The sequence below is a fragment of the Tardiphaga sp. 42S5 genome, assembly GCF_034044155.1.
Classification (GTDB): domain Bacteria; phylum Pseudomonadota; class Alphaproteobacteria; order Rhizobiales; family Xanthobacteraceae; genus Tardiphaga; species Tardiphaga robiniae.
Genome location: NZ_CP139027.1, coordinates 3,783,676 through 3,809,027 on the forward strand (window position 1 = coordinate 3,783,676; position 25,352 = coordinate 3,809,027).

The following is a 25,352-nucleotide window of genomic DNA, read 5'->3' on the forward strand; positions in this document are numbered from 1 at the left end:
GTCGCCGCTTGCCCTTCCGATAGCATTCGGACGGGCGAGCGTGGCGTGCGGGCGTTCGATGGCGCGGAGCGGGGATCAGCAACAGCGGCGGGGCCGATCCGGCACGGCGACCACATGGCCGCCGCCGGCCACGGCAGGCGTCGCTCTCCCGTCACCGACGTCATCAACGTCGGGCTTCGAGACGCTCTGGACGTGGGTGTGGGCCGAAGCTGGTCCCGGTCGCTTGCTGCCTTGGGTGCCGATCGCTTTCGGGACCGGCATCGCGCTGTATTTTGCCGCTGAGCATGAGCCGGTGGCCTGGGTTGCCGCTGCGACGGCAGGCCTTCTTTGCGTGGCTGCGTTTTTGCTGCGGCGGCAGCGATGGTTTCCCTTGATCTTGCTCATTGCGGCCATCGCGGCGGGCTTCGCGATGGCTGCCATGAAAACCGCGCGTGTGGCTCATGAGGTTCTGGCGAAGCCGCTCTATTCCGTCGCGATTACCGGCTTCGTCGAAACTCACGAGGAACGGGAGCGCACGGATCGCTTCGTGCTCCGCGTTGCCACGATGGACAGCCCGCGCGCCGCACCGAAGCTGACCCGTGTGCGGCTGTCGGTGAAGAAGGGCACGGCGCCTGCCGTCGGCAGCTTCGTCGAATTGAAGGCAAGGCTGCAGCCGCCGCTGTCGCCGCTCCGGCCGGGTAGCTACGACTTCGGCCGCGATCTGTACTTTCAAGGGATCGGCGCGTCCGGTTTTGTGATGGGCGGCATCAAGGCGGTCGACCCGCCGATACAGCCGAGTGTGGCGTTACGCTATTCGGCGACCATGCAGGGGCTACGCGACGCCATCGACGCGCGGATCCGCACCGTGCTCTCGGGCGATAGTCGCGCCATTGCCACGGCACTGCTCACAGGTCGCCGCGATGCGATTTCGGCTGACGTCAATGATGCGATGTTCATCTCCGGCCTCGGTCATGTGTTGTCGATCTCCGGCTATCACATGGCCGTTGTCGCCGGCGTGGTGTTCTTTGCGATACGCGCACTGCTGGCACTGATCCCTGTCCTGACGGTGACATTCCCGATCAAGAAAGTCGCAGCGGCTGCGGCGTTATTCGCAGCACTGTTCTACCTGCTGTTGTCAGGTGCTGAAGTCGCGACGCAGAGATCGTTTTTCATGACGGCCGTCGTGCTGATTGCAGTCATGGTCGATCGCCGGGCGGTGACGTTCCGCACCCTGGCGGTGGCAGCAATGGTTGTGCTGATCGTGGCGCCGGAAGCGTTGGTGCATCCGAGTTTTCAGATGTCATTCGCGGCGACGCTGGGGCTGGTCGCATTGGTGCAGATAGGCATGCCCGCGCTGTTTGCCTCGCCCGATCATTCCGCGACCGCGCGCGTGGCGCTATGGGGCGGACGCGAGATCGCGATGCTCGTACTGGCTTCGCTGGTCGCGGGCCTCGCCACCACGCCCTATGCCGCGTTTCATTTCCATCGCGTCACGCCTTATGGCGTTGTCGCCAATCTCCTGGCGATGCCGGTGGTCTCGGCGCTGGTGATGCCGGCGGGCATTCTCGGTTTGGTGGCCATGCCGTTCGGCTTTGACGGTGTGTTCTGGCGGCTGATGGATGTCGGCATCCAGTGGATGATTGTGGTCACGCAATGGGTGGCAGCCTTGCCCGGCGCCATCGGCCGGATGCCGGCCTTTGGCATCGGACCGCTGATATCAGCCAGTATCGGCATCATCGTGCTCGGATTGCTGCGCACGCCGTTGCGCTTCGCGGGGGCTGGCGTGCTGGTGCTCTCGATTGTCTGGGCGTTGCTGGTGAAGCAGCCGGATGTCCTGATCTCGGGTGATGGTCACAGTGTCGCGGTGCGGAGCAGGGACGGGCATCTCCACGTGATGCGCAGCGCCAAGGATACATTTCTGCTGAAAGAGTGGCTCGCCGGCGATGCCGATGCGCGTCTGCCGACCGATGCCTCCGTCAGCCACGGTGTGTCCTGCGACCGCGACGGATGCATCACGCCGCTGGCCGATGGCGCTTTGGTGGCGCTGGTTTTACAGCCGGACGCCTTCACAGATGATTGCGAGAAAGCGGCGCTGATCGTCACGACGAGACAATCGCCGAGGGATTGCAGGGCGCTGGTGATCGATCAGGATCGCTTGCAACGAAATGGTGCGGTGAGCCTGCAGCGAACCGCAAACGGCTTTACCATCGATGCCGTGCGGCCACGGGGCCTGGACCGTCCGTGGTCGCGCGCAATTCCCGATGAGCCCCAGCAAGATCTGATCCAGAACAGTCGTCCACCGCAAAACCGGCCGGTGGATGCGACGCCGGCGGAAACCGATCTTCAACCCGAAGATCAGTAATCCGCCGAGGCGCAAATCTCAGTAGCGGCGATACAGGCCGATCAGCTTGCCCTGAATGCGCACCCGGTTGGGTGGCAGGATACGGACCTCGTAGGCGTCATTCGCAGGCTCCAGCGCGATCGACGCGCCGCGGCGGCGGAAGCGCTTCAACGTGGCTTCCTCGTCGTCGATCAGGGCCACCACGATGTCGCCGGTGTCGGCGCTCTCGTTGCGCTGGATCAGCACGGTGTCGCCGTCGAGAATGCCGGCGTCCTGCATGGAATCGCCGCGCACTTCGAGCGCGTAATGTTCGCCGGAACCGAGCATGTCGGCGGGCATGCTGATGGTGTGGCTACGGGTCTGCAGCGCCTCGATCGGCGTACCGGCCGCGATCCGGCCCATGACCGGGATAGCAACCGTGCGGCCATTGTCATCATCACCGCTGTTGCTGGCGATGCTGGCGGCCGAACGCACCTTGCCAAGCGTGCCTTCGATGACGCTGGGCGTGAAGCCGCGGCGCCCGGTGCCGCCGGTGACCGGCGCGCCGAGCTCTGGCAGCTTGATGACTTCGATGGCACGGGCGCGGTTGGGCAGACGGCGTATGAAGCCGCGTTCTTCCAGCGCCGTGATCAGACGATGGATGCCGGACTTCGAGCGCAGGTCGAGCGCATCCTTCATCTCGTCGAAGGACGGTGGGACGCCGGCTTCCTTCAGCCGTTGATCGATGAATCGCAGGAGTTCGTATTGTTTGCGCGTGAGCATCTGAAGCCATCCTCAGTTGACGGTGTCGGCCGCCGCGTGCGTTTCAAAGGGCCTTCGAACGGTGAGCCTCAATCCAGAGACGATCGTTCGAAGATCGGTTGCGCGAGTTCGGGCACTCTCAAACTACTCAAAGCCACAGAATCTCGAAACAAATCATGAACGAACACTATATGTTCCATATGTGTTCTGCAATGCTTAATTTGCCGTCAACAGAACGCACGTTGAGCGAGGTTTGAGGAGGCTGTTCCTCACCAGTCGTCGATCCTCGACGGACATGGAAAATGCTTCCGCGGTCGCTTGGGCTACGCGGACGTCACGCGCCCAATGGGCGGCGGCGGAGTCGTGGAGCCGGTCGCCAGCGAGCGCTGAACCATGATCGTGTCGGCCCAGCGGCCGGAGCGATAGGCGACGCCGGGCAGCAAGCCGACGCGGGCAAAGCCGAAGCTCTCATGCAAGCCGAGCGAGGCCGTGTTGTCGGCATCGATATAGCCGATGATCTGCCGGAAGCCGGCCGCCGCGCAGACATCGATCAACTCGCGCATCAACAGCCGGCCGATGCCCCGGCCGACATGTCCGTGGTGGATATAGATCGAATGCTTGACCGTGTAGCGATAGGCCGGTCGCTTGCGGAACAGCACCACATAGGCATAGCCGACGACCTCGCCGCCTTGCGTGGCGACGAGATGCGGGAACCGTTTGCTGCGCAGGTTCTTGCGCCGGTCTCTGAGATCGTCGGGCTGCGGCGTGTCGGCGTCGCTGACGCCTTCCTCGACGCCTTGCCGGATGTGCCGGCGATAGATCGCCAGCATGGCATCGACGTCGGTGTCGCGTGATGGTCGGATGACGACCGGCTGTTCGAGTTCCGTTGGCAAATCAGGCTCCTTACGTGCTCCCTATTCGGAGACCACGTAAGTGTAAAGTCGGATCCGGCCATTGGCGTCGACCTTGCGGTAGATGCCCTGGATTTCGACGTCGAAGCCCGGGAAGGTGTTGAAGCAGGTCTCGAACATCCTGAGATAATCGATCATCGGCTTTGACCGTTCGGTGAGCCGTTCTCCGGGGACGATCGTGGCGATGCCGGGCGGGTAGACCACGAACGGCGTCGTCGCGACGCGCCCGAAGATCTCATCGATCGGGAGGTAATCGACGTCGTTGCGCACCAGACAGCGCGCGGCATCATGGGGTGACATGGCAATCTCCGGCAGATGGTCAGCGGAGAATTGCCTGGTCTGAAGTTCGCTCACATTGGCCTCGCGGAAGAACCGGTGCATGTCGCCGCATAGATCCCGCAGGCGTATGCCCGCGTAACGCGCGGGCCTGCGCCGTGCGAATTCCGGGATGACGTCTTCGAGCAGGGCGTTGTCGTCATGAAGCTTCTTGAAGGCGACGAGGCCCGATATCAGCGTGCCGGCCTTGCTGGCTTCCACGCCGGGTGTCAGCAGGAAGAGCAGCGAGTTGAGATCGTTCTTCTCCGGCACGATGCGGTTTTCGCGCAGGAACTGCGCCACCACCGGAGCAGGGATGCCGTGTTCCGCATAGCCGCCGGTGGTGCGATCGAAGCCGGGTGTCAGCACCGTCAGCTTGTTGGGATCGGTCATGGTGAAACCGGCTTCCATGCCGGGGAAGCCATGCCAGGCGGCGTCAGGTGCGAGCTGCCAATAAGCCGGATTGGTGGCCAGCTGGTCAGTGCCGATGCTTTCCCAGGGCACATTGTGAACGGCGCCTTCGCTGGCTGCGTCGGGAATCGCGACGCGCTCGGGCACGAAGGGTTCGAAGAACCAGCGACGCTCGGCGCGGGTTTCCTTCTCCTCGAATTCGCGGCGGACGGCGCGCATCTTCTTGCGCAGTTCGATGCCGAGGCGGATCGTATCGTCCCACAACACTTCGCCGGAGCGGCCCTTCATCATCTGCGCGCCGACATCCAATGATGCGAACAGCGGATAGAACGGCGAGGTCGAGGCGTGCTGCATGAAGCTTTCGTTGAAGCGCCGATGCTCGACGCGGCGTTTCTGGCCGCGGATATGACGATCCTTCATGTGGATCTGCGACGCCTGCGAGAAGCTCGCGAGCTGCTTGTGGGTCGACTGCGTCGCGATGATACCCGGCGAATCCGGGCCGAGGTCCTTGAGTCCCATGGCGAACCGGCCGGCATAGAGCGGGTGGAATTTCATGAAGCCCGCCCAGGCTTCGTCGAACAGGATGTAATCGCAGAGATGGCCGATACGCGCGATGATCATCTCGGCGCTGTAGATGGTGCCGTCATAGGTGCACTGTTCGACCACGGCGACGCGGAACGGGCGTGGACGCTTCCAGGCCTCGGGATCCGTGACCAGCGGATTGATACGGATGCGCTCGCGCAGCGCGTCCTCGTCGAGCGCATCCCAGTTCATCGGGCCGATCAGGCCCCAGGGATTGCGCGTCGTTGGCACATAGATCGGCACACCGCCTGAGATCATCAATGCGCCGTGCAAGGCCGCCTTGTGGTTGTTGCGGTCGAACAGCACGAGGTCACCATCGGTGACCAGAGCCGATAGCGCGACCTTGTTGGAGGTCGAGGTGCCGTTGAGCACGAAGTAGGTCTTCTCCGCGCCAAAAATCTGCGCGGCTTCCTTCTGCGCCTGCAAAGCAGGGCCCTCATGAGTCAGCAGATCGCCGAGATCGAGCACCGAATTGTCGAGGTCGTCGCGAAACACGGCTTCGCCGAGATGTTCCATGAACACGCGGCCGATCGGGCTGCGGCTGTAGAACACGCCGCCATTGTGGCCCGGGCAGGTCCAGAGCTGGTTGCCTTCCTCGGCATAGTCGACCAAAGCGCCGAAGAACGGCGTCTTCAGCGTCTCGGCATATTGCTTCAACCGGCTGATGAGATTCTTGGCGATGAACGGCGGTGTTTCCTCCGACAGGAAGACATAGCCGTCGATGAAATCGAGCACCTCGACCGGGACGTCTTCGAACCGCTTGCGACGGATCAGCAGGATGATGGGGAAATCGAGGCCCCGTTTGCGCATCAGGTTGATCAGTGCCGCGGTCTTGCCTTCGAGGCCCTTCTTGCCCCAGTCGACCACCATGCAGCCGATCGCCGCGTCGGTCTGGACCGCGATCGTTGCGTCTTCGAGCTTGCGCGCCTTGACGACCTCGAAGCCGGACCGCTCGATCTCATCGACGATCTGATTGAGGCGAATGCCCTCGAGATCGTCGGCGTCGAATGTTGGCATCGCAAACAGGAAATTGAAGCGTTTGAAATAGTCCATTTGTGCACCGATCTTGTTTCGCTGCGATGTCTCGCTGCGTTACGTGACAATTCAGTGACTGAAGCCGCGTTAAGGTATCTCAGTCAGAAAAAAGGTTTGGGAACATGCCGCAAGGTGGGAGTTCTGAACGCGGGGGCGTTCTGTGAGGGGGGCCGCTAGGTTGGCAGTCGTATGATGGCGCATGGATCACCGGCAGCCGCGGCCGGCGCGAATGGCTTGCGGATCAGAAGTCCTTCGGCAACAGCCAGATTTCCCAGCAGCGACGAGTCCTGTTTCATCACTGGTGTCGCCACCACGGTGCCGTCGCCACGGGTTTCCAGACGAGTGCGCAGGTAATCCTCGCGCTGGTCGTTGGCGGCGAGGTCGCGGCCGAGCACCGCGGGTTCGAGCGCGTGAGCGACCTCGTTTCGACCGGACAGCGCGCGCAGCAGCGGCACCATGAACAGGAAGCCGCAGACATAGGACGAGACGGGATTGCCGGGCAGGCCGATGACCCGCATGCTCTGCCGGCGTCCGTGCATCATTGGCTTGCCCGGCCGCATGGCGATGCGCCAGAACGCCATCTCGACGCCGGCATTGATCAGGGATTGCTGCACGAGGTCGTGGTCGCCGACCGACGCACCGCCGGTGGTGATCAGCACGTCGGCCTTCAGGTCGATCGCGCGCTGAATGGCTGATGTGGTCGCCTCCAGCGTATCGACGGCGATACCGAGATCGATCACCTCGGCGCCTTCGGCACGCGCCAGCGCACGCAGCGCGAAGCCATTGGAGAGCACGATCTGGCCGGGGCCGGGGACCGCACCGGGCATTACCAGTTCGTCGCCGGTGGCGAGCACGGCAACGACCGGCCGTCGCCGCACGGGTAGTGACGGATGGTTCATGCCGGCGGCAAGCGCCAGATCGCGGTCGGTGAGGCGGGTGCCGGCGCGCAGCAGCACATCGCCTTCATTGAAATCGACGCCGGCCGGGCGGATATGCTTGCCGGAAATCGCGGCCTCGTTGATCCCAACGATATCGCTATCGCGCGTAGTATCTTCCTGGATTACCACGGCGTCGGCGCCAGCGGGCAGCACGCCGCCGGTGAAGATTCGCAGGGCTTCGCCGGTCTGCAGCGGGCGGTCGAACGGCTTGCCTGCGGCGATCTCGCCGATGACGCGGAGCTTGGCGCCCAACGTCGCATCGGCAGCGCGCACCGCATAGCCGTCCATCGCTGACATGGGCTCCGGTGGCTGTGTGCGCAGCGAAGCGATGTCGCGGGCGAGCACGCGGTGGAACGCGTCTTCTAGCGGCACCATCTCCTCAGGCAGCGCATCGGCGCCCGCGAGAATCGCGGCCATGGCATCGGTAACCGGCATCAGGGCCATCGCGGGGATCTCCGGCAGTGTGGGCGCCCGTCATAGCGGAGAGCGGGAGCGGACGCAAAACCACCGGCGCTTTGGCAGGGCAGGGAAACACGGTAGACATCGGCGATCATGACCGACAACCACGCCGCAACCGACGATGAAGCGCCTGTCTGGCGGGAGGATGTCGATACGCTGGCATTCCGGCCGTCCGGCCATTGCGGGCTGTGCATGGTGCACCGTCATGCGTTCCGGACGCTGCTCCGGCGTTACCCGTCGCCGGAGGAATGCGCGGCCTATTTCCGCGACCACAGAGAAGTGTTCCAGGCGGCGGCCGGCGCCAAGCTGGTGCGTGCGCCGGTGGCGGCAGATGCGAATTTTCATCTGACCAGCCGCGATCTCGCCCGCGCGATGTAAAATTAACGGTCGCGCCGCCGGTGCAACTCGGCTAAATTGGCCGTCTATTTCGCGAGGATTCCGATGCAACAGACCCAGACCGCCCAGATCTCCGCCGTCACCACTGACGTCAATGTCGTCGTGCAGGCCGTTCTGGCCATGACGCTCGGTCTGTTTATCGTCGGTGTGGTCGGCTTCTCGCATATCAGCGCCGTCCACAATGCGGCCCATGACACGCGCCACGCCAACGCATTCCCCTGCCACTGAGACATGTCCGTCTTCAGGTCGATCGTCTTCTCGGCAGCGCTGGCTGGCGTGATCACTGGCGCTGCCATCACCGGCGCCCAGATGGTCGGGACCATTCCCCTGATCCAGAAAAGCGAAGTTTATGAGCGCAAGGCGGAAGCTCCGGCTGCTGTTGCGCCGGCGGCTGCCGCGCAGCCCGCCCATGCGCACGACCATGGCGCCGCCGCCCATAGCCATGAGGCCGAATGGGAGCCCGCCGAGGGCTTGCAACGCAATGCCTTTACTACGGGCGCCAATATCCTGACGGCCATCGGCTTCGCGTTGCTGCTGGCCGGCATCTTCGCGCTGCGCGGCCGGGCCGTGGGTTGGCGGGAAGGGCTGTTCTGGGGCCTCGGCGGTTTCGTTGTCTTCACGGCGGCGCCCGGCCTCGGCCTGCCGCCGGAATTACCGGGAATGCCTGTCGCCGACCTCACACTGCGCCAGACCTGGTGGATCGGCACTGCCTGCGCCACTGCGGCGGGGCTCGGCCTGCTGGTCTTCCGCAAGGCGTCATGGGCCGCCATTCTCGGCCTTGGCCTGATCGTCCTGCCGCACCTGATCGGCGCACCGCTAGCGCCGGCTGGCCATACGGATGTCCCCGAAGCGCTGTCGCACAGTTTCGTCGTTGCGGCGGTCCTGACCAGCCTGCTGTTCTGGGCACTGCTCGGCGTCCTCACAAGCATCGCCTTCCAGCGCATCTCGCGGACCTAAAGCCCGAGTGCCTTGAGCGCCTCGGCGACGGAAGTCGGCGAGGTCACATGCACCGCCTGCAACCCGCAAGCACGGGCGGCCTCGATATTATCGGCAAGATCGTCGAAGAACACGATGCGGTCGGCTGGGATGCCGATTTCCGCGATGACGTGCTCATAGGATTTTGCATCGGGCTTGCGAAGTCCGATCGAGGACGACAGAAACACCGTTCGGAAGTGACTGAGCAGATCGGCATGGTGTTCCGAGAAATGCGTGACATGCGCGACATTGGTGTTTGAGAACGCGTAGAGCGGCCAGCGTTTCGAGGCATGCGCGAGGAGTTCGGCGATGCCCGGCATCTCCCCGACGAAGATCGCATTCCAGCCTTCGAGAAATTGTGCCGGCGTCAGATCGATACCGAGCGTGTCGTGCAGATGCGCAAAGAATGCGTCGTCGGAAATCTCGCCGCGCTCGTGTCGCATATAGACGTCGCCGCGCGCAAACCGGCTCACGATGTCGTCCGGTGTGCACTGCGCGTAGTCCGACCAGACCTTCAGCACGCGCGTGAAATCGATATCCAGCACGACGCGGCCAAGATCAAACAGCAGGGCGTCTGCGGAGAAGCGAGAGAGGGAAGGCATCGGTTACCCTTTTAACGCCGTACGCGCATTGACGAGCCGGCTTAACATTTCCACAAACTGTTTCTGTTCTTGCGTGCTGAGCGCAGAGAGGGTGAGGGTATTGAAAGCATCCGCCATCTTCGATGTTTGACGCGCTGCGACTTGTCCTTTCGCGGTAAGTGACAGCTCCACGGCACGCTTGTCTTTTGTCGATCGACTGCGTTCGAGAAAACCGTCGGCCTCAAGCTTCGACAGGATTTTCACGAGGTTTGGCAACTGGATTCGCAGGGCGTCGGCGATGACGCTCTGGTTGACCAGCGGATTGTCACGAACGGTGATGAGCACCGAGTGTTCGGCCGGAGAGAATCCCACCGGCGCGAAATACGCAAAGAATTCCTCGAATATCTGGATCTGCAGAATTCTGATCATGAACCCAGGCGTTTGCTGCAGCGCAGTCAGGTTCAGTTTGGCGCCAATGGCGCTGTCTACCGGTCGGGAGATGATCCTCTTTGCTTCTTGAGTTGTTTTTTTCATCCAAACGTCCCGTCGATTGACTCTTTGAAATATGCTTATAAATTATAAGCAATTCGGGCAGCAAAAAGATTGCCAATCAGGGTGTAAAACATAGGGAGGTCACATGGGCTACGGTTTTTACCGGCCAATATCGGCGCTCGCCGCTATTGCTGCATCATTGTTCATCACAACCGCACACGGGCAGGACCGCGTCCGACTGGGAGTTCTCAACGACCAGACCGGTGTCTTTGCGACTTATCAAGGGATTGGCTCGGTCATTGCGGCTCAGATGGCCGTGGAGGACTACGGAGGCAAAGCGGGCGGGAAGATCGTTGAGGTGGTTGCCGCAGACCATCAGAACAAACCGGACATCGGCGTCTCTATTGCCCGTCGCTGGCACGAGAACGAAAACGTCGATGCGATCTTCGATCTCCCGAATTCTGCAATCGCGCTTGCTGTCGCGAATATGAGTGAGCAGAAGAACAAGGTCTTCGTCGGATCGGGGGCCGGCACCGCGTTGCTGACTGGCGAAAAGTGTACGCCCAACACCGTTCATTGGACCTACGACACATATGCATATGGCCGCGGATTGGGCCGATCGGTGGTCGCCCAGGGTGGCAAGAAGTGGTTCTTCATCACCGCGGATTATGCGTTCGGCCATGATCTTGAGAAACAGGCCGCTGAAGCCGTCAAGGCGTCCGGCGGAGAAGTTGTAGGTACCGTGCGCCATCCACTTGGCACGGCAGATTACGCTTCATTCCTGTTGCAGGCCCAATCGTCGGGCGCGGATATCGTCGGCATCGCAAATGCGGGGGACGACACGATCACACTGATGAAACAGGCGGCGGAATTCGGGCTCACAAAGAAGCAAAAACTGGTTGGTCTTATCCTTGGTATGAACGGGTTACCGGCCCTAACGTTGCAGGCCGCGCAGGGCGCCCAGATCATGAATCCGTTCTACTGGGATCTGGATGATGACACCCGCGCCTTTGCGGCCCGCTATGCCGAACGTCATCCGCAGAAGAACTATCCCAACGATATGCAAGCGGGCGTCTACGCGTCGGTGATCCACTATCTGAAAGGCGTAGACAAGGTCGGCAGCGCAACGGACGGAAGGGCCGTGGTCGCCGCGATGAAAGCGATGCCGACGGACGATAAGCTCTTCAAGAAGGGGTATATCCGCGCCGACGGCCGCAAGATTCACCCTCTGTATCTGCTGGAGGCGAAGAAGCCTGAGGACTCCACCTCGAAATGGGATTTGCTCAAGGTTGTCGCGACTATACGGGGAGAGGATGCGTTCCGATCCGAAAAGGACGGTGGCTGCCCGTTAGTCAAGTGAGGCATCGATCGAACCGCGTATGCACTGGATCGACCGCAAAGGCCGATCAGTTTCTGGTTCATGTTCAGAAAGGACTCATCGATGCCGTCCGCCGTAGCGAGCAAATCGCCATCTGAAATCGAATTTCTCGATGTCGCTGTGTGTGTTGAGCGACGTTCCGATTTCGCCGTGATCCTGCGTACCAAGACCGCTTTTGTCGCGTCCGATGATCTGGTTCACAACTATCTTCGGTACTGGGCAGAGATGCAGCCAAACCAGTTGTTCCTGGCGGAACGGTATGCCGGCGTGGAGGGGTGGCGACGTCTTAGTTATGGCCAGGCGTATGACCTAGCCGTGCGGCTAGCATCTGCATTGGCTATGAGGAGATTAAGTGCAGACCGGCCGATCTTGATCTTGTCTGGTAACAGCATCGAACATCAGATCATGGGACTGGCAGCCATGATTGCGGGTGTTCCTTACACGCCATTGTCCGTGGCCTATTCCACGATGAGTGGCGACCTCGGTAAACTCCGTAAAATCCTGCAGGTGCTCGATCCTGGTTTGGTGTTCGCTGCGGAAGCCAAGCCATTTTTGCGCGCACTGGCGATCGACGAAATGAGGGGGCGTGAGATCGTCATCGGCCATGGGCATGAAGCATTGGTCGGCGCTGTCTCTCTGGCGGATTTGCTTGCGACATCACCTGATAGTTCCGTGATAACGCGTGCTCGGTCGCTGCCTTCACGGACGATTGCCAAGATACTGTTTACGTCCGGATCGACCGGCGTGCCGAAGGGCGTTCCAACCACACACCGCATGATGTGCACTTCAATGGAGCAGATCGAAACGATGTGGCCGTTCATGGCTCGTAACAAACCGGTACTTCTGGATTGGCTGCCATGGAGCCATGTCTTCGGCGGTTCCTACAGTATGAACACAGTGCTGAAATACGGCGGCGCGCTGTATATCGACGATGGCAGGCCTATGCCGGGCGAGATCGCGCGTACATTGCGCAATCTGCGTGAGGTTCGACCGACATTGTACTGGAATGTACCAAAGGGGTACGAAGCCATGTTGCCGCTGCTCCGGTCGGATGCTTCGGCACGCAGCAATTTTTTCGGCGATCTCATGCTCATGTTTTACGCCGGAGCGAGCCTGCCGGCGCCGCTTTGGCAGCAGCTGGTCGAACTCGGCCGGGAAGTCTCGGGCCGAAACATTCCCATGACGACGAGTTGGGGGCTCACAGAAACCGCTCCGTCGATCACCATGATCAATAGTCACGCGCTCGCCCCGGGAAACATCGGCATTCCGATGCCCGGACTCGAACTCAAGCTGATTCCGCATCAAGGCAAACTCGAAGCGCGCGTGCGCGGCCCCAATGTCATGGATGGCTACTGGAAAGCAGATGACGCCAGCTCTGCCGCATTCGATGAGGAAGGTTTTTTTCGCACTGGTGATGCCTTGGAGTTCGCTGACAAAGACGATGCTGCGCGTGGCTTGATCTTTAATGGCCGCATTGCAGAGGACTTCAAGTTGCTGACGGGAACATGGGTCGACGCGGCATCGGTGAGATTGCGCACCCTCAAGGTCCTGGCTGATCTGGCCACCGACCTGGTGGTAACCGGGGCGGACCGTGACGAGGTCGGCGTCTTGTTGGTGGGAGCAAAGGGCCATGATCCCGGCGATCCCCATTATCGTGCACGGATCTCGGCTGCACTGAGCAAGCTCAATGAGGGGGCAACCGGCGCATCGCAACGCGTCATGCGCGCGATCATCCTGCGGCAACCTCCGTCATTCGATCTCGGTGAGATAACCGAGAAAGGTTCGCTGAATGCGCGTTTAATCCGCGAGCGCCGTCAAGATGTTGTCGAGGCGCTCTACGACGATTGCCACCCTGAGACGATCAAGATTCCCTGAGATATTCATGACAAGCAAACTCTTGACCTACGACCTGAGTAATAATCTCGCGTTCATCGGACTTAACCGTCCAGCCAAACGCAATGCCATCAGTGACGCGGTGATCGACGAACTGGAAGCCGTGGTGCGGCGCGCGCAATCGGAGGCCCTTGTCGGAATTATTTTCGGACACGGGGACCATTTTTGCGCAGGGCTTGATTTGGCAGAACATGCGACGCGCACGCCTATTCAAGGCATACAGGGATCGCGACGTTGGCATGCCGTCTTCGACCAGATTCAACGTGGCGCCATTCCGTTCGTCTGTGCGCTGCATGGCGCTGTCGTAGGCGGCGGTCTCGAACTCGCTGCGTCGACCCATATCCGGGTGGCGGATGAAAGCGCATTTTTCGCATTGCCGGAAGGGCAACGGGGCATTTTCGTCGGCGGCAGCGGCTCCGTGCGGATCGCCCGCTTAATGAGTGCTGCGCGGATGACCGATCTAATGCTGACGGGGCGGGTGCTCAATGTGACAGAGGCGGAACGTTTCAATCTGCTGAATTATGTCGTTCCACCGGGAACAGCGATGGCGAAGGCGCGAGAGCTCGCATTGCAGATTGCAAGCAATGCGCCGCTGTCCAATTTCGCCATTACCAACGCACTGCCCCGGATTCAGGATATGGCGCAGGATGACGGTCTGTTCGTTGAAAGTCTGGTTGCCTCTTTTACGCAAACGAGCGCGGAGGCTACCGAGCGCTTGCAGGCGTTTACTGCAAAACGGGCCGCGCGGCTTGCTGCTCCTCCGAAGATCGCCGGATCGGACACAGGTTAGTAGTTGCCACGGCAACCAATATGTGAGAGCCTTTCCAAAGAGGGCGCGTACGAGAGCAGTCAACTGCCGGGCCCTGCAGGGAGAGAAACGATGGTGGACCGCCTGCGCGGGACAGCGATTGATGACGTGCGAGTAACGCGTGGTGGCCTAGCCGGTTACCGCGCCGAGATTGCCGTGAATGCGTCGCAGCAAGTCGATCAGCACTTCGCGTTCGCTTTCATCCAGGCAGGACAGCAGCTTTCGCTCGCGTTCCAGTGCGGTCACGATGACGGCGTCATGGGTCGTGCGACCCTTCGTGGTCAGCGTAATCGAATGGGTGCGCGCGTCGTCCGGGTCGGCGTTGATGGCGACCAGGCCGCGCTCTTCCAGCATGGCAAGCGTGCGGCTGACCGGTCCCTTGTCGAAGCCGATGACGTGGCAGATGCGCGAGGCGGGAATGCCGGGCTCGATGGCCAGCAGCGACATGATGCGCCACTCGGTGACATTCACGCCAAAGCGCTTCTGATAGAGCGCGGTTGCGTTGCGCGAGAGCTTGTTCGCAATGAAGGTGATGAAGGCCGGCACATAGCGCTCGAGATCGAGCAACTGCCCGCCTTTCGAAGCGGGCGCTTTCGCGGCGACAGTCCTGACATTGACCTTTGTCACTTTCGCCTTGGCGGGCTTTCGAACCGTTTTTCCCGATCCATTCTTGCTCATGCACCACGATCCTGCCTGCCAGCGTGACGTCGTCGAAATCGGCGAGATCACATGGTCCTGAGGAATAGAGACACGCAGCCACAATTGCCAACAAGAAAATATGGGAGATTCACATGGTTGCCACGGTCACGACGGCATCGCCCCACACCCCGCCGGTGCTGTCCTTTGGCGGAGCCTTGCCGAACGACGCATCGTCTCAGCCCGTCGTCCACCTCGACGTCGATCCCTTCGCCATGGACTTCTTCGCCGATCCTCACCCCACCCACGAGGTGCTGCGTGAAGCCGGGCCCGTGGTTTATCTCGACAAATGGAACGTCTACGCGGTCGCGCGTTTTGCCGAAGTTCATGCAGTCCTGAACGATCCCGCGACGTTCTGCTCGAGCCGCGGCGTGGGCCTCAGCGACTTTGCCAGGGAGAAGCCGTGGCGCCCGCAGAGCCTCATCCTCGAAGCCGACCCGCCGGCGCATACGCGCACGCGCGCCGTGCTCAATAAAGTGCTGTCGCCCGCGGTGATGAAGCAACTGCGTGATGGCTTTGCCGCGGCGGCTGATGCCAAGGTCGACGAATTGCTGGAGCGGCGCAGTTTCGACGCGGTCGCGGATCTTGCCGAAGCCTATCCACTCTCGGTGTTCCCCGATGCGATGGGACTGCAGAAGGAAGGCCGCGAAAACCTGCTGCCTTATGCCGGTCTTGTCTTCAACGCCTTCGGTCCGCCGAACCAGCTGCGCCAGGACGCCATCGAACGCTCGGCGCCGCATCAGGCCTATGTCGCCGCGCAATGCCAGCGCGACAATCTCGCACCGGGCGGTTTCGGCGCCTGCATCCATGCGCGGGTCGACACCGGCGACATCACCGCCGACGAGGCGCCGCTGCTGGTGCGCTCATTGCTGTCGGCAGGGCTGGACACGACGGTGAACGGTATCGGCGCTGCCGTTTATTGCCTGGCGCGCTACCCGCAAGAATTCGCGCGGCTGCGCAGCGACCTCTCGCTGGCGCGCAATGCTTTCGAGGAGGCCGTGCGTTACGAAAGCCCCGTGCAGACCTTCTTCCGCACCACGACCCGCGATGTCGAGATCAGCGGTTGCCATGTCGGTGAAGGCGAGAAGGTGCTGATGTTCCTGGCCGCCGCCAACCGCGATCCGCGCCGCTGGACCGATCCCGAACGCTACGACATCACCCGCAAGACATCGGGTCATGTCGGCTTCGGCTCCGGCATCCACATGTGCGTCGGCCAGCTCGTGGCGCGGCTTGAGGGCGAGGTCATGCTCTCCGCACTGGCGCGCAAGGTCGCGTCGATCGAGATCACCGGCGACGTCAAGCGCCGTTACAACAACACACTGCGCGGGCTCGAAAGCCTGCCGGTCACCTTCACGCCTGCCTGAGGATCCTATGCCGAGCATTACGTTCATTCATCACGACACCCGTGCCGAGACAGTCCGCGCCAATGATGGCGATAGCGCCATGTATACGGCGCTGCTGCATGGCATCGACGGCATTACGGGCGAATGCGGCGGCGGCGCGGTCTGCGCCACCTGCCACGTCTATGTCGACGACAACTGGCTAGGCAAAGTTGGCGCAGTCGGTGCCGACGAGGATGAGTTGCTGGAAGGCGTCGCCAGCGAGCGGCTGCCGAACAGCCGGCTGTCGTGCCAGATCAAGATCACCGAGGCGCTCGATGGCCTAGTGCTCCGGCTGCCGGAGCGACAGGTGTAACTCGCAAGAAAGACCGCGACCGGCAACGTCCGGACCCGCGCAATCAAGGTTGAGGGGAGAGACGACAATGAAGGGCTTGAAGACAGTTTTGGCTGCTGCGGCATCCTGCGTGATGGCGACGGCAGTCCAGGCGCAGGTGTCCGACGATGTGGTGCGGGTCGGCGTGCTCAACGATATTTCCGGCGTGTTCCAGGACACCAACGGCATGGGCTCGGTGGAAGCCGCGCGGATGGCGGCCGAGGATTTCAACGGCGGCGGCAAGAACATCAAGGTCGAGATCGTCTATGCCGACCATCAGAACAAGGCGGATGTCGGCTCGGCCATCGCGCGCAAATGGCTCGATGTCGAAAAGGTCGATGCCATCGTCGACGTGCCGAATTCGTCGGTCGGTCTCGCCATCAATAATATCGCCCGCAACACCAAGATGACCTTCCTGGCCTCGTCGACGGCGACCTCGGACCTCACCGGCAAGGACTGCTCGCCGAACACCATCCAGTGGGTCAACGACGCCTGGGCCACCGGCAACACCACCGCGGCGGCGATGATGCAGCGGGGCGGTGACGACTGGTACTTTCTCACGGTGAACTATGCGCTGGGGCAGGGTATCGAGGCCGAAGCCACCAATTACATCACGAAGAACGGCGGCAAGGTGCTGGGGTCATCGAAGCACCCGCTCGGCACTTCCGATTTCGCCTCGCTCTTGCTGCAGGCACAGAGCTCCAAGGCCAAGGTGATCGGTCTTGCCAATGCCGGCGCCGATGCCATCAACGCGGTGAAACAGGCCGGCGAGTTCGGCATGCAGGACGGCCCGCAGAAGCTGGTCGCGTTCCTGATCTTCATCAATGACGTTCACGGCATGGGCCTGAAGACCGCGCAGGGTCTGCTGCTGACGGAATCCTTCTACTGGGACATGGATGACGACACCCGCGCCTTTGGCAAACGCTTTGCGGCGCGGCCAGGCATGAATGGCAAGATGCCGAGCGCCAATCAGGCGGGCGTCTATGCTTCCACGCTGGCCTATCTCAATGCCGTGGCCGCCAAGGGCAGCGACGATGCCAGTGTCGTCGTACCGCAGATGAAGACCTTCAAGGGCAAGGACAAGCTGTTCGGTGAGGTCACGATCCGCGCCGATGGCCGTGTCATTCATCCGATCTATCTGTTCGAGATCAAGAAGCCGGCAGAGTCGAAGGGGCCGTATGACTATTACAAGCTGCTCTCGACCATCCCTGCCGAAAAGGCGTTCCGGCCGATGGCCGAGGGTGGTTGTCCGATGATCAAATAGCCTGTCGCGCATCGATACCGGCAACATCAGTCGTTCCCGGTATCGATGTGGGGCCAGTTGCGGGAATTGGCGGATCGGTAGGTAACTTGCTGCTCCGCAGAAAATACCTGCGGGCTATTTCAAACCTAAAAGGCTATTCCACGTACCTAATGACATCGAAACCTTTGATTTAAAGGATTTGGAATGTCGATTATGGTTGGATTGATGGTCTTGCTGCTGCCGCCTGCTGCGTGGTTGCTGGTCAAACGATATGAGCGTCATCTCGATGCGCAGATCGGGCCGTGGATCGTCAGCGAGATGAAGCCGCAGCGCAGCCGGCAGCGTCTCCTGCGCGAGCACCGTGATGACAGCGATCGCTGAAATCCACCCCTATTCAGGTTACCGCAAGACTTACAACGCGCGCGCGTAACTAAGTAGTGCGCATTCACACTTGGCCTCGTCCTGCTTGGTAGTGCTAATCCCGCCACGAGCACCAGCCTGGATGTCTCATCCGTCCGGTTGGTCGCTTGATGTGGCCCGGGACCGCCGCCAAACACCCCCCATGTCGCGCGCGGTCCCGGTTATTGTTCGTAAACAAGAACATGAGGGATCGATGATGGCGCAGGATCACGATTTCACAGTGATGTCGGTGGACGCGCTCTGGGACCTTCATGAGAAGTTGCGCGTCGTGCTCGCCGCGAAGATGGCTGAGCAGCGACAGGAACTCGACGAGCGTCTGCGCGATCTCGAGCAGTTCTCAACCTCATCGAAGCGTGCTGTCGCAGCATTGCAGCCGAAGGCCGGTCCGGTCTATCGCAATCCGGAGCAGCCGTTGCAGATCTGGTCGGGCAGGGGTCTGTGTCCGCGCTGGCTGGTGTTTCAGCTTACCGTGGGGCGCTCGCTGGATGAGTTTCGGGTCGAGCCTGACAGCATCTTCAGCATGCCCTCGGATGTACCGCAGGCGCACAAGGGCGCCTGATGCCATCAGTCGGCGGCGTTGTCGGTCACCAGATAATGGCCGGACTTGCCGCCCCTTTTCTCAATCAGATGGATGCCCTCGATGCGGACACCGCGCTCGACGGCCTTGATCATGTCATAGATCGTCAGGCATGCGACGGAGACGGCCGTCAGCGCTTCCATCTCGACGCCAGTGGGGCCCGTGACTTTCACCGACGCACGTACGCGGCAGCCCGGCAGTTTCTTGTCGGGTGTGATGTCCAGGGTGACTTTCGACAGCGCCAGCGGGTGGCACAGCGGGATCAGATCCGATGTGCGCTTTGCCGCCATGATGCCGGCGATACGCGCCGTGCCGAGCACATCGCCCTTCTTGGCATTGCCGGAGATGATCATGTCGAGCGTCGCCTTGCTCATGATCACCAGACCTTCGGCCACCGCGATGCGTTCGGTCGCCGGTTTCTCCGACACATCGACCATGCGGGCTTCGCCCGAGGAATCGATGTGGGTGAGGGCGGGAGACTGCTTCGATTTTTTCGTCTTGCCGGCCATGATCAATGCGTTCCATTCGCGCGCTTGAGCAGCGTTTGCGTCGCAGCCGTCACGTCCGCCTGCCGCATCAGGCTTTCGCCGACCAGGAAGGTGGAAATGCCGACGCGCTCGAGACGTGCGAGGTCGTCCGGCGTGAAGATGCCGCTTTCGCCGACCTTCAAACGATCCCGGGGGATCATCGGTGCCAGCGTTTCGCTGGCGGTCAGCGTCGTCTCGAAGGTGCGCAGGTTGCGGTTGTTGATGCCGATCATCGGCGAGCGGAGGTTCAGCGCCCGCTCCAGCTCCTGCTGGTCGTGGATTTCGATCAGCACGTCCATGCCGTGGTCGATGGCGGCATCCTCGATATCACGCGCCTGGGCATCGTCGAGCGCGGCCATGATGATCAGGATGCAATCGGCGCCATGGGCGCGCGCCTCGACCACCTGATAGGTGTCGAACATGAAGTCCTTGCGCAACACTGGCAGTTTGACGGCGGCGCGGGCGGCGACCATGAAGTCGAGATGGCCCTGGAATGACGGCGTATCGGTCAGGACCGAGAGGCATGCAGCGCCGCCGGCCTCATAGGCCTTGGCCAGCGTCGGCGGATCGAAGTCTTCGCGAATGAGCCCCTTGGACGGCGAGGCCTTCTTGATTTCGGCGATCAGCGCGAACTCGTTCTTGTCGAGCTTCTTGTGGATAGCGGTCATGAAGCCGCGCGGCGCCGGCGCAGTCTTGGCCAGCACTTCGATGGATGCGAGCGGATGGGCGCGTTTCGCCGCCGCGATTTCTTCGCGCTTGTAGGCTTCGATCTTGGTCAGGATGTCGGACATGGTCGTCTCACAGGTTGGCGTTGGAGACGGCGACCAGTCGCTTCAGCTTCTCCAGTGCCGCGCCGCTGTCGAGAGACTTCTGACCGAGCGCCACGCCTTCCTTCACGTCCTTGACCTTGCCGGCCACGATCAGCGCCGCGGCAGCATTGAGCAGCGCGACGTCGCGGAAGGCGCTCGGTTTGCCGTCGAGGACGGCCTGCAGCGAGGCCGCATTTTCCTGCGCGTCGCCGCCCTTCAGGGAATCCGGACCGGTGCGCGGCAAGCCCGCGTCCTCGGGCGAAATCTCGAAGCTGCGGATATTGCCGTTCTCCAGCGCCGCAACGAAGGTCGGGCCGGTGAGGGTGATCTCATCAAGGCCGTCGGAGCCGTGCACCACCCAGGCGGATTCGGAGCCGAGATTCTTCAGCACCTGCGCCAGCGGCAGCACCCACTGCCGCGAGAACACGCCAACCATCTGCCGGGTGACGCCGGCGGGATTGGACAGCGGTCCAAGCAGATTGAAAATCGTGCGGGTGGCGAGCTCGACACGGGTCGGGCCGACATTCTTCATCGCGGGATGATGCGCCGGCGCGAACATGAAGCCGATGCCGGTTTCCTTGAGGCAGCGGCTGACGTCGTCGGGCGTGAGATCGATCCTGACGCCGAGGGCCGCCAGCACGTCGGCCGCGCCGGAGCGCGACGACAGCGCACGATTGCCGTGCTTGGCCACCGGCACACCGCAGCCGGCGACGATGAACGAGGCGCAGGTCGAGACATTCACGGAGCCGGAGCCATCGCCGCCGGTACCGACCACGTCGACAGCGCCGGCCGGTGCGTCGACCCGCAGCATCTTGGCGCGCATCACCTCAACCGCGCCGGTGATCTCGTCCACGGTCTCGCCGCGCACGCGCAGCGCCATCAGCAGGCCACCCATCTGCGAAGGCGTGGCTTCGCCCGACATCATGCTGTCGAAGGCCGCCGAGGCTTCCTCACGCGAGAGGGAGGCGCCGGTCGCGACCTTGGCAATGATTGCCCTGAGATTGTCCATCGGATGCTTTCAGAGTGATGCACATGTCATTGCAGGCGACATCTGCGACGAAGCCATCCAGCCTTTGCTTGTTGCTTCTGGATGGCTTCGCTGCGCCCGCAATGACGACGTGGGTTTCCTAATTGGTGTTGCTGTTCGCGGCACCAGTGGCGATCGCAACGGCTTCCGCGTTGATCTTGGTGCCGATCTGCGTCTCGAGCCTGGTGACATACTGCGCGACCTGTTCGTCGGTCAGCCCGCGCTGCAGCGTCTCCTTGAGCTTCTTGGCATCTTCGGAGGCCATATCAACCGCAGGCGCGGTGACATCGGTGATCCGGTAGACGATCCATTCCGACGGCGTGGCACCCTGCGCCTGTCCGGCCGAATCCTTGACGCCGCGGAATACGGACTGGATCACGCCGGCCGACAGGGCAGGGTCGCTCGCGTCGCGCTTGAATGGCGCGGAGGTCACGACCTTGAGTCCGGCTGTTGCGGCTTCGTCGGCGAGCTTGGCGCCGCTTTCGAGCTTCTTCGCCATGTCGACAGCCTTGTCGCGCAGGCGGGTGGTGATCTGCTCTTCGCGCCAGCGTGCCTCGACCTGCGGCTTCACTTCGTCGAGCGTACGGTCGCGCGCCGGCGTGACGCCGAGCACGTCGTACCAGATGTAACCGCCGCCGGCCTGCAATGCGTCGTTGTCGACGCCGACATCGCTGTTGAAGGCCTGGGTCACGACGTCCACACCCGTGGGCAGGCCGGCAACGGGCTGGCCGTCCGGCGTACGGCCGGAGCGATCGACGGCCTCGATGGTGACGGCGGTGAGGCCGAGCTTCTTGGCGGTATCGACGACATTGGCGCCGCCACCGCGTTCGTCCTCGATCTTGTTGTGCATGTCGGACACGATGGCGCGGGCGCGCTCGATGGCGATATCGCGCTTCAGGTTGGCGGCAACGCTGTCATAGCTCGGCGTCGTGCCGGCCTGAACCTTGCCGACCTTGACCAGCGTGACGCCGAACCGTCCGGTGATCGGCTGGCTGATGCCGTCGGGCGCCAGCGAGAAGGCGGCGTCTGCAACGGCGGGGTCGATGATCCCCGCTTTGGCAACCATGCCGAGATCGATGTCGGACGCGGACAGGCCGCGTTCCTTGGCGAGGTCCTCGAACTTGAACGTATCGTTCAGCCTGGCGCGGCCGGCTTCAGCGTCCGCCACGTTCGGGAAGACGATCTGCGAGATCTGGCGCTGTTCCGGCGTGGAGAGCTTGTCCTTGCGCTCCTCGAACACTTTCCTGGCGTCGTCGTCCGACACCGTCGACCACTTCGCCATCTCGTCGGGCGTCAAAGCGAGGAAGGCAATCTTGCGATATTCGGGGGCGCGGAACTGGGTCTTGCGCTCGTCGAAATAGGCGGCGAGGGCTTCGGGTGAGGGCGCCTCAATGGTCCCGGCCTGCGCAGCATCGAGCTTCACGTAATCGACGGTGCGGGTCTCGTTCTGGTAGCGGCTCAGCGCCTCGATCATCGTCTTCGGCGGTTCGACGCCTGACGTGACGGTGCCGGCGATCTGGCGGCGCAGAGAGACCTTGCGCTGTTCGGCGATGTAGCGCTGTTCGGTGAAGCCAAGCGAGCGGATCAGCTGCTGGAAGCGCGGCGCATCGAAGCCGCCGGTCGGGCTCTGGAAGTTCGGGTCCGCAATGATCTGCCGCATGACTTCGGCATCCGCCACGCCCAGACCCTTGCGACGCGCGTCTTCATCCAGGGCCGCTTCGGCGACGACCTGCTGCAGGACCTGGCGGTCGAGGCCGAAAGCACGGGCCTGATCCGAGGTCAGCGGGCGGCCGAATTGGCGGCCGATCTGCTGCAGCTTGTCGTTATAGAGCTGGCGGAACTGCTCGGTCGTGATCTCGGTCGAGCCGATGGTGGCGAGCTTGGACTGCCCATAGCCCTTGAACGCGTCGGCGATGCCCCAGATGCCGAAGCTGACAATCAGCACGCCCATCACGACGGCCATAATCGTCTTGCCAATCCAGTTGGATGAGGCTTTGCGCATTCCTCGAAGCATAGGGTCTTCTTATCTGTCAGGAGGGGAATCGGCTCGCACCAGCAGCCCATGGGGCCGGAGGGCGTCGCCAAATAGGAGGCGTATCATAAAGTGGCAAAAGCCCGGTCGCAACCGGTTGGGGCGGGGCGGATTGAAGCGGTTTCCGGCGCTACCGCGAGGCATTAGCGGCACATGGAACTTTCTGGCCCGCTGCCGCTTTGTTGAGCGGGCGTTCAGGCCTGCCGGGAGACATCATGCGGATCGGTTGGCGATCGGGAGTTGCCGCCTGCGGCATCTGGATGGCGCTCGCGCCGGCAGGCGCGCAGCCAAATCCGGCGATGCAGAATCCCACGGTGACGAAGTCGACGAATTCGCCGCCGAAAACAGAAACGCCGCCACTTCCCGGCGCCAATAGTTTCACTGAAGGTCAGGCTCGCAAGTCGTTGGAGTCACAAGGCTATGTCGACGTGTCGCCGCTGGTGAACGACAGCCAGGGGATCTGGCGCGGCACTGCGATGAGCGGATCCAAGAAGGTCCATGTCAGCGTCGACTACAAGGGCAACGTCTCGGCGAAGCCGGAATGACCGTGGGGATAGCGCGATGAGCAAGGTGACGATCTCCCGGCTGTTCGACGACTACGCCGACGCGCAGAAGGCCGTTATCAACCTTCGTGAAGCCGGTGTGCCCGAGGACGACATCAGCATCATCGCCAACAATGCCGACAAATGGTACGCGCCCGACTATGCCGCGGGCGCCGGCAAGGGCGCCGCGATCGGTGCCGGTTTTGGCGGGGTCGGCGGATTATTGGCTGGCCTCGGCCTGCTGGCGATTCCCGGGCTCGGACCGGTCGTGGCTGCCGGATGGCTGGCAGCGGCCGCAGCCGGCGCCGTAGCCGCGGGCGCCGCTGGTGGCGTGATCGGGATGCTGGCCGAAGCCGGAGTCGCCGTGAACGATGCCGAGGTCTATGCCGAGAGTATCCGCCGCGGCGGTAGCCTCGTCAGCGCCAAGGTCGAGGTAGCCGACAAGGACCGGCTTGAGGCGTTGCTGCATCCATCATCGGTCGATATCGCCCAGCGCCGCACCGATCTGGCCGCAACGGGCTGGAGCAAGTTCGATCCCTCGGCCCCGGACCTCACGGCTGACCAGATCAAGCAAGAGCGCGGGTTGCGGGTCACCAAACCGGCCTGAACTCCAAACCTGCCTGAACTCCAAGTCGGCTTGAGCTGGCGGATCGCCTCTGTTAGCTCAGATAACCTCTTTCAAATGACAGGATATCCTCATGACTGATGCCGTTCGGCCGCTGATCGCCGGCAATTGGAAAATGAACGGCCTCAAGGCGTCGATGACCGAGTTCGAGGCGATGCTGCGCGGCGCGCCGGATGTGCTGGACAAGGCTGACCTGCTGGTCTGTCCGCCGGTCACGCTGCTGGCGAGTTTCGCGTCGAAGGCAGCGAGCTTCGGTCAGGAAGGTAGCCATGTCGTCTCAGTCGGGGCGCAGGATTGTCACAAGAACGTCTCAGGAGCGCATACCGGCGATATTGCGCCCGAAATGTTGGCTGATGCGGGCGCGACCGCTGTTATCGTTGGACATTCCGAGCGCCGCGCCGATCACGGCGAGACCGATGCCGTGGTTCGTGAAAAGGCACTGGCCGTCTGGCGCGCCGGGCTCACGGCGATCGTCTGTATCGGCGAGACCCAGAGTGAACGTGATGCCGGCAAGACGCTCGATGTCTGCGGCACCCAGCTCCAGGGCTCGCTGCCGGACGATGCCACCTCAGGCAACCTGATCGTGGCCTATGAACCGGTCTGGGCGATCGGCACCGGACTGACGCCGACAGCTCAAGATGTCGAGCAAGTTCATAAGTTTATCCGGGATCGTTTGACCGAACGCTTTAAGAACGAGGGGGCCTCGATCCGGATTCTCTATGGCGGTTCGGTCAAGCCATCCAACGCCAAGGAATTGATGGCGGTTCCTCATGTGAACGGTGCGCTGGTCGGCGGCGCCAGCCTGAAGGCGGCCGATTTCCTTGCGATCGCGGCGGGCTGTCCCTAACTCCCGCGGAATGCTGCAATTTGCGGTCCAGACCGGTCGGCGCGGGGGTGACAATCCCC

The 25,352-nt window shown here is 62.2% G+C and carries 26 protein-coding genes; 15 read left to right on the forward strand and 11 right to left on the reverse strand.

Annotated features, from left to right (window positions below; all coding sequences use genetic code 11):
* Positions 1-58 precede the first annotated feature (58 nt).
* Positions 59-2,341 carry a ComEC/Rec2 family competence protein gene (locus SFY93_RS17500; protein ID WP_320444003.1) on the forward strand — a complete coding sequence of 761 codons (2,283 nt, stop codon included), beginning with the start codon at positions 59-61 and terminating at the stop codon, positions 2,339-2,341.
* 18 nt (positions 2,342-2,359) lie between these two features.
* Here the strand turns inward: SFY93_RS17500 and lexA are convergent, their stop codons facing one another.
* From lexA to glp, 4 genes are all read right to left on the reverse strand, one after another.
* Positions 2,360-3,082 (reverse strand): transcriptional repressor LexA, encoded by a 723-nt coding sequence (gene lexA, locus SFY93_RS17505; RefSeq protein WP_068730850.1) that lies wholly within the window; start codon positions 3,080-3,082, stop codon positions 2,360-2,362.
* A 302-nt stretch (positions 3,083-3,384) separates the two neighbouring features.
* A complete protein-coding gene (locus tag SFY93_RS17510; protein WP_256461303.1) occupies positions 3,385-3,954 on the reverse strand; it encodes a GNAT family N-acetyltransferase in 570 nt (189 codons plus the stop codon).
* Between the two features lie 21 nt (positions 3,955-3,975).
* The gene (locus tag SFY93_RS17515) at positions 3,976-6,333 is read right to left on the reverse strand and encodes an Orn/Lys/Arg family decarboxylase (RefSeq protein WP_320444004.1); all 2,358 of its coding nucleotides are present in this window, start codon (positions 6,331-6,333) and stop codon (positions 3,976-3,978) included.
* 155 nt (positions 6,334-6,488) lie between these two features.
* The gene (gene glp, locus SFY93_RS17520) at positions 6,489-7,697 is read right to left on the reverse strand and encodes a molybdopterin molybdotransferase MoeA (RefSeq protein ID WP_320444005.1); all 1,209 of its coding nucleotides are present in this window, start codon (positions 7,695-7,697) and stop codon (positions 6,489-6,491) included.
* Between the two features lie 108 nt (positions 7,698-7,805).
* On the opposite strand from glp, the gene SFY93_RS17525 reads away from it, so the two are divergent.
* The 3 genes from SFY93_RS17525 to SFY93_RS17535 all read left to right on the forward strand — a co-directional run bounded on the left by SFY93_RS17525 (position 7,806) and on the right by SFY93_RS17535 (position 9,065).
* Entirely contained in the window at positions 7,806-8,090 is a 285-nt protein-coding gene (locus tag SFY93_RS17525) for a hypothetical protein (RefSeq protein ID WP_320444006.1), read from the forward strand.
* A gap of 63 nt (positions 8,091-8,153) precedes the next feature.
* A complete protein-coding gene (locus SFY93_RS17530) occupies positions 8,154-8,336 on the forward strand; it encodes a CbtB domain-containing protein (protein ID WP_320444007.1) in 183 nt (60 codons plus the stop codon).
* Positions 8,337-8,339: 3 nt separating this feature from the next.
* Positions 8,340-9,065 (forward strand): CbtA family protein, encoded by a 726-nt coding sequence (locus tag SFY93_RS17535; protein ID WP_320444008.1) that lies wholly within the window; start codon positions 8,340-8,342, stop codon positions 9,063-9,065.
* On the opposite strand, the gene SFY93_RS17540 is transcribed toward SFY93_RS17535, so the two are convergent.
* Both SFY93_RS17540 and SFY93_RS17545 read right to left on the reverse strand, forming a co-directional pair.
* Positions 9,062-9,685: an HAD-IA family hydrolase gene (locus SFY93_RS17540; RefSeq protein WP_320444009.1), complete on the reverse strand. Its 624-nt coding sequence runs from the start codon at positions 9,683-9,685 to the stop codon at positions 9,062-9,064. The genes SFY93_RS17535 and SFY93_RS17540 overlap by 4 nt on opposite strands.
* 3 nt (positions 9,686-9,688) lie before the next feature.
* A complete protein-coding gene (locus SFY93_RS17545; protein WP_320444010.1) occupies positions 9,689-10,198 on the reverse strand; it encodes a MarR family winged helix-turn-helix transcriptional regulator in 510 nt (169 codons plus the stop codon).
* Positions 10,199-10,301: 103 nt separating this feature from the next.
* Between SFY93_RS17545 and SFY93_RS17550 the strand changes: the two genes are divergently transcribed.
* From SFY93_RS17550 to SFY93_RS17560, 3 genes are all read left to right on the forward strand, one after another.
* Positions 10,302-11,516 (forward strand): ABC transporter substrate-binding protein, encoded by a 1,215-nt coding sequence (locus tag SFY93_RS17550; RefSeq protein WP_320444011.1) that lies wholly within the window; start codon positions 10,302-10,304, stop codon positions 11,514-11,516.
* 81 nt (positions 11,517-11,597) lie between these two features.
* On the forward strand, positions 11,598-13,409 hold the full coding sequence (locus tag SFY93_RS17555; protein WP_320444012.1) for an AMP-binding protein: 1,812 nt from the start codon (positions 11,598-11,600) through the stop codon (positions 13,407-13,409).
* Between the two features lie 7 nt (positions 13,410-13,416).
* A complete protein-coding gene (locus tag SFY93_RS17560; protein WP_320444013.1) occupies positions 13,417-14,217 on the forward strand; it encodes a crotonase/enoyl-CoA hydratase family protein in 801 nt (266 codons plus the stop codon).
* A 147-nt stretch (positions 14,218-14,364) separates the two neighbouring features.
* On the opposite strand, the gene SFY93_RS17565 is transcribed toward SFY93_RS17560, so the two are convergent.
* Positions 14,365-14,913, reverse strand: coding sequence for a MarR family winged helix-turn-helix transcriptional regulator (locus SFY93_RS17565; RefSeq protein ID WP_175367079.1), 549 nt, complete (start codon positions 14,911-14,913; stop codon positions 14,365-14,367).
* A 233-nt stretch (positions 14,914-15,146) separates the two neighbouring features.
* Between SFY93_RS17565 and SFY93_RS17570 the strand changes: the two genes are divergently transcribed.
* From SFY93_RS17570 to SFY93_RS17590, 5 genes are all read left to right on the forward strand, one after another.
* Entirely contained in the window at positions 15,147-16,295 is a 1,149-nt protein-coding gene (locus tag SFY93_RS17570) for a cytochrome P450 (protein WP_320447797.1), read from the forward strand.
* A 7-nt stretch (positions 16,296-16,302) separates the two neighbouring features.
* The gene (locus SFY93_RS17575; protein ID WP_231080802.1) at positions 16,303-16,626 is read left to right on the forward strand and encodes a 2Fe-2S iron-sulfur cluster-binding protein; all 324 of its coding nucleotides are present in this window, start codon (positions 16,303-16,305) and stop codon (positions 16,624-16,626) included.
* A 67-nt stretch (positions 16,627-16,693) separates the two neighbouring features.
* On the forward strand, positions 16,694-17,908 hold the full coding sequence (locus SFY93_RS17580) for an ABC transporter substrate-binding protein (protein ID WP_068730842.1): 1,215 nt from the start codon (positions 16,694-16,696) through the stop codon (positions 17,906-17,908).
* Positions 17,909-18,091: 183 nt separating this feature from the next.
* Positions 18,092-18,268, forward strand: coding sequence for a hypothetical protein (locus SFY93_RS17585; protein ID WP_320444014.1), 177 nt, complete (start codon positions 18,092-18,094; stop codon positions 18,266-18,268).
* Positions 18,269-18,500: 232 nt separating this feature from the next.
* Positions 18,501-18,866, forward strand: coding sequence for an H-NS histone family protein (locus SFY93_RS17590; RefSeq protein ID WP_320444015.1), 366 nt, complete (start codon positions 18,501-18,503; stop codon positions 18,864-18,866).
* Between the two features lie 5 nt (positions 18,867-18,871).
* Here the strand turns inward: SFY93_RS17590 and moaC are convergent, their stop codons facing one another.
* From moaC to SFY93_RS17610, 4 genes are all read right to left on the reverse strand, one after another.
* On the reverse strand, positions 18,872-19,393 hold the full coding sequence (gene moaC, locus SFY93_RS17595) for a cyclic pyranopterin monophosphate synthase MoaC (protein ID WP_320444016.1): 522 nt from the start codon (positions 19,391-19,393) through the stop codon (positions 18,872-18,874).
* 2 nt (positions 19,394-19,395) lie between these two features.
* Positions 19,396-20,202, reverse strand: a complete 807-nt coding sequence (trpC, locus tag SFY93_RS17600; protein WP_320444017.1) for an indole-3-glycerol phosphate synthase TrpC — start codon at positions 20,200-20,202, stop codon at positions 19,396-19,398.
* 7 nt (positions 20,203-20,209) lie between these two features.
* A complete protein-coding gene (gene trpD, locus SFY93_RS17605; protein WP_184516229.1) occupies positions 20,210-21,229 on the reverse strand; it encodes an anthranilate phosphoribosyltransferase in 1,020 nt (339 codons plus the stop codon).
* Between the two features lie 118 nt (positions 21,230-21,347).
* The gene (locus tag SFY93_RS17610; RefSeq protein WP_320444018.1) at positions 21,348-23,261 is read right to left on the reverse strand and encodes a peptidylprolyl isomerase; all 1,914 of its coding nucleotides are present in this window, start codon (positions 23,259-23,261) and stop codon (positions 21,348-21,350) included.
* Between the two features lie 233 nt (positions 23,262-23,494).
* Here SFY93_RS17610 and SFY93_RS17615 point away from each other — a divergent pair, with 233 nt between their 5' ends.
* From SFY93_RS17615 to tpiA, 3 genes are all read left to right on the forward strand, one after another.
* Positions 23,495-23,824 (forward strand): hypothetical protein, encoded by a 330-nt coding sequence (locus tag SFY93_RS17615; protein ID WP_184516235.1) that lies wholly within the window; start codon positions 23,495-23,497, stop codon positions 23,822-23,824.
* A gap of 16 nt (positions 23,825-23,840) precedes the next feature.
* Positions 23,841-24,428 (forward strand): general stress protein, encoded by a 588-nt coding sequence (locus SFY93_RS17620; RefSeq protein WP_320444019.1) that lies wholly within the window; start codon positions 23,841-23,843, stop codon positions 24,426-24,428.
* A 91-nt stretch (positions 24,429-24,519) separates the two neighbouring features.
* Positions 24,520-25,293 (forward strand): triose-phosphate isomerase, encoded by a 774-nt coding sequence (tpiA, locus tag SFY93_RS17625; RefSeq protein ID WP_320444020.1) that lies wholly within the window; start codon positions 24,520-24,522, stop codon positions 25,291-25,293.
* Positions 25,294-25,352 lie beyond the last annotated feature (59 nt).